The sequence below is a fragment of the Acidimicrobiales bacterium genome, assembly GCA_036270875.1.
Taxonomy (GTDB): domain Bacteria; phylum Actinomycetota; class Acidimicrobiia; order Acidimicrobiales; family AC-9; genus AC-9.
In genome coordinates this window covers 1-3910 of record DATBBR010000080.1, presented here as the reverse complement: position 1 = coordinate 3910, position 3910 = coordinate 1, and the positions used below count along the sequence as shown (strand labels likewise).

Here is a 3910-nt window from a genome sequence, read left to right as displayed (position 1 = left end):
GCTCTCGTGCGACCTCGTCGTCGCCGCCGAGCACGCCACCTTCGGCATCCCCGAGGCCAAACGCGGTCTGATCGCCGGCGCGGGCGGACTGATCCGGATGCCCAAGCGCCTCCCCATGGCGATCGCGCTCGAGCTGGCCATGACCGGCGACCCCATCGACGCCGACCGGGCCCTCGCGCTCGGTCTCGTGAACAAGGTTGTGCCCTCGGCGCAACTGATGGACGAGGCCGTCGCGCTGGCCGAGCGCATCGCCGCGAACGCCCCGCTGGCGGTGCGCTACTCGAAGAAAGTCATGAAGCAAGCCGCGGAGCTGCCCGAGGCCGACGGCTGGAAGATCAATGCCGACGCGGTCGGCGTCGTGTTCTCGTCGGCCGACGCCATGGAGGGACCGATCGCCTTCGCCGAGAAGCGCCCGCCCAACTGGCAGGGCAAGTAGCCGACCAGGCGACACCCAGCCAAAGAGCCGAGTCACCGAGCCAAGGAACAGGGAGTCAGCCCGTGCTCGCCACCGCGTCGCTCGCACCAGCGCTCGATACCATCCGCCTCACCCTTCACGTCCTCGCCGCCGCCATCTGGGTCGGCGGCCAGATCGTGATGGCCGGACTCGTCGGCCCCGCCCGCGGCCTCGGCGGCGACGCGCCCAGGACCCTCGCCCGCGCCTTCGCCCGCCTCGCCTGGCCCGCCTACTTCGTCCTGCTCGCGACCGGCATCTGGAACATCTCGGCCGTCCACGCCTCCACCGCGACCTCGACGTGGAAGGCGGTGCTGATGGCGAAGATCGCCGTCGTGCTCCTCGCCGGCGTCGGCGCCTTCCTGCACCAGCGGGCAACCTCGAAGGGCCAGCTCGCGCTGTGGGGCTCGGTGGGAGGAACCGCCAGCGTCGCCGCCCTGGTCATGGGCGTCCTGCTCGCGGGCTGACCTGCCGATACCCGCATCGCAGTGCGGCGGAGGGCCGCCTCCCGGCGCCGCACCCCGCGCTGTCCGCCCTGCAGCTACCGGGGGCCGGAATTGGGTCTAACCTGGATGCAGTCACCGGTTCGCGAACACCAGGTGAAGGAGAATCTCATGCTCGCTGAAATCTTCGGGGCCGACCTCGTCATCGTCATCGTCATCGTGGCCGTGCTGCTCATCGGTGGGACACAGATCCCCAAGCTGGCCCGCAGCCTCGGCTCGGCAAAGAACCAGTTCGAGCAGGGGCTCAAGGAAGGCCACGCGGAGTCGGCGAAGAGCAACGGGACGTCCGCGGTCACCGACGCCCCGGCCCAGCCGGCACCACCGGCCGAGGGCAAGTCGCAGACCAGCTGACCTTCGGCAGCTGAACCGCCGGCTCAGCGAAGGCCGCCGGCGCCGACACCGCAGTCCGGGGGGAACATGGCATCCGACGTCTTGTCCGTGGCCGAACGGCTCTGGAACGGAGAGCTGTCGACCTCCACCTTCCACCCCGTCGACCACATGGGCGGGTTCGTCGAGATCACCGACGGCGTCGGGTTCTGTCCCTCGTTCGCCAACGTGTCGTCGTTCGCCACCGAGGACGGCCTCGTGCTGGTCGACACCGGCAGCGCACCCTTGGCGCAGATCGTCCACGACGACATCCGCACGTGGAGCGCGGAGCGCCTCGACACGGCCGTCTATTCGCACGGTCACATCGACCACGTCTTCGGCGTGCCGGTGTGGGAGGCCGAGGCGACGGAGAAGGGGTGGGCGGCGCCACAGGTCATCGCCCATCACGCGCTGCCGGCGCGCTTCGACCGCTACATCTTCACCGCGGGCTACAACACGATCATCAACCGCCGCCAGTTCGGCTTCACAGACCTCAACTGGCCGACCGAGTACCGCTACCCGGACCGCACCTATCACGACACGCTCGACGTCTCGGTCGGCGGCGTCGGCTTCGCGCTGCGGCACGAGAAGGGCGAGACCGACGACCACACCGTGACGTGGCAGCCCGACACGCGGGTGCTGTGCTGCGGCGACCTCTTCATCTGGGCCTCGCCGAACGCCGGCAACCCGCAGAAGGTGCAGCGCTACCCGCGCGAGTGGGCGGCCGCGCTGCGCCGGATGCTCACGCTCGATGCGGAGTTCCTCCTCCCGGGCCACGGCTTTCCCGTCATCGGGGCCGGCCGGGTGCGCCAGGCGCTGACCGACACGGCCGACCTGCTCGACTCGCTTGTCGACCAGACGCTCGGGGTCATGAACAGCGGCGGACGCCTGGACGACGCCATCCACAGCGTCCGCGTGCCGGCCGAGCTCGAAGGGCGTCCCTTCCTCCAGCCCGTCTACGACGAGCCCGAGTTCATCGTGCACACCGTGTGGCGCCAGTACGGCGGGTGGTGGGATGGCAACCCCGCCACCCTGAAGCCCGCACCCGAGCGGGCGCTGGCGGCCGAGTTGGCCGAGCTGGCCGGCGGCGCGGGTGCGCTGGCGGAGCGGGCGCTCGAGCTGCTGGCCGCGGCGGGCGACGCGCCCGAGTCGGGGTCCGGCGCCGGGGACGGGGCGCTGCGGCTGGCCGGACACCTGGCCGAGAGCGCCTGGCTGGCCGCGCCCGACGACCCCGCCACCCAGAGGGCCCGCCAAGAGGTCTTCGCGGCGCGGGCCGCCCGGGCGACGTCGACCATGGCCAGGGGCGTGTTCACGTGGGCCGCCAACGAGGCGGGCGGGGGCGGCGGAGGGGCAGGGCACCCGCACGCCCACTGAGGGGTCCCGAGGAGCGGTTGCGGCCCTGCTCGTTTCGTGTTTTTTGGGCCGGTTCGATAATGTCAGCGCGGTGGACTCGTCGTTGACCGGCCCTTCCTCAAAGACGACCGAAAACCCAGGTCAGGGCCCCAATAGTCCGCGTCGCCGGCGGCCGCTGGCGATCGCCGGGGTGGCCCTCGGGGCGCTCCTGCTCACCGGCTGCCAGCTCCCGTCGTTCGGCGCGTTCAAGGGCGCCACGTCGCAGGGCCGCTCGACCTTCCATCTCTGGCAGGGCTTCTTCATCGCCGGGCTCGTCGTCGGCGGGTTCACCATGGTGCTGATCCTGTGGGCGATGTGGCGGTACCGGCGGCGCTCGGACGCCATCCCGCGCCAGACCCAGTACCACACGATCACCGAGATCATCTACACGCTCACGCCGATCCTGACCGTCGTGGGCCTGTTCATCGCGACGGTCCTCGTGGAGAACGAGGTCACCGCCGAGACGCCGCACCCCTACACGACCGTCCACGTCTACGCGTTCCAGTGGGGCTGGGAGTTCCAGTACGACAACGGGGTCAAGATCATCGGGCAGACGACCGACTCGCCGACGATGGTCGTGCCGACGAACGAGACGGTGCACGTCTACCTGCGCTCCTACGACGTGCTGCACGGCTTCTACGTGCCCGAGTTCAACTTCAGCCGGTACGCCAGCCCGGGGTACTGGACCGGGTTCGACCTCAACGTGCTGCACAACGGGGTGTATCGAGGGCAGTGCACCCAGCTGTGCGGCCTGTATCACTCCATCATGTTCTTCAACGTCCGTTCCGTGAGCCCGGGCGCGTACCAGACCTGGCTACGGACGACCGGCGCGTTCCAGAAGGCGCACCCGAACTCCGTCGGGCAGCTGCCGGCCGGCGTGAAGAGCGGCAACGCCAACGGCACCGTGCCCAGCTACTCTGGGAATTCGGGCAACAGTGGCAACACAGGAGGTGCCTTGTACGGTGACTGACGTCATCGCCCCTGGCGGCATAGGCGCGCACCGGGTCGTCTTGTCCCACGTGCCCGGCGACGAAGACGATCCCGGGCACGGGGCCCACGGCCCGAGCGGCATCCTCAAGTGGCTGACGTCGACCGACCACAAGGTCATCGGCCTCAGCTACATGATCACGGCGATCGTGGTCTTCTACATCTCGGGGATCATGGCGCTGTTCATGCGGCTGCAGCTGACCACGCCGCA

Annotated in this window: 6 protein-coding genes; all 6 read left to right on the top strand. The window is 69.8% G+C overall.

Annotation, left to right across the window (positions count from 1 at the left end; all coding sequences use genetic code 11):
- Window positions 1-436: enoyl-CoA hydratase-related protein (locus tag VH112_09760; GenBank protein HEX4540519.1), on the top strand; the 436-nt coding region annotated here is incomplete at its 5' end.
- 62 nt (window positions 437-498) lie between these two features.
- Window positions 499-918 carry a hypothetical protein gene (locus VH112_09755; protein ID HEX4540518.1) on the top strand — a complete coding sequence of 140 codons (420 nt, stop codon included), beginning with the start codon at window positions 499-501 and terminating at the stop codon, window positions 916-918.
- 147 nt (window positions 919-1065) lie between these two features.
- Window positions 1066-1305 carry a twin-arginine translocase TatA/TatE family subunit gene (locus VH112_09750; protein HEX4540517.1) on the top strand — a complete coding sequence of 80 codons (240 nt, stop codon included), beginning with the start codon at window positions 1066-1068 and terminating at the stop codon, window positions 1303-1305.
- Window positions 1306-1371: 66 nt separating this feature from the next.
- Window positions 1372-2694 carry an alkyl sulfatase dimerization domain-containing protein gene (locus VH112_09745; GenBank protein HEX4540516.1) on the top strand — a complete coding sequence of 441 codons (1323 nt, stop codon included), beginning with the start codon at window positions 1372-1374 and terminating at the stop codon, window positions 2692-2694.
- A gap of 169 nt (window positions 2695-2863) precedes the next feature.
- Entirely contained in the window at window positions 2864-3682 is an 819-nt protein-coding gene (locus VH112_09740) for a cytochrome c oxidase subunit II (GenBank protein ID HEX4540515.1), read from the top strand.
- Window positions 3675-3910 (top strand): hypothetical protein (locus tag VH112_09735; protein ID HEX4540514.1); only part of this gene is annotated, 236 nt, incomplete at its 3' end. The genes VH112_09740 and VH112_09735, both read left to right, overlap by 8 nt.

What these genes read in the sequence shown, in the direction of transcription:
- VH112_09750 (HEX4540517.1), top strand. Translation starts at nt 1,066, where the DNA reads ATGCTCGCTGAAATCTTCGGGGCCGACCTCGTCATCGTCATCGTCATC.
- VH112_09745 (HEX4540516.1), top strand. Translation starts at nt 1,372, where the DNA reads ATGGCATCCGACGTCTTGTCCGTGGCCGAACGGCTCTGGAACGGAGAG.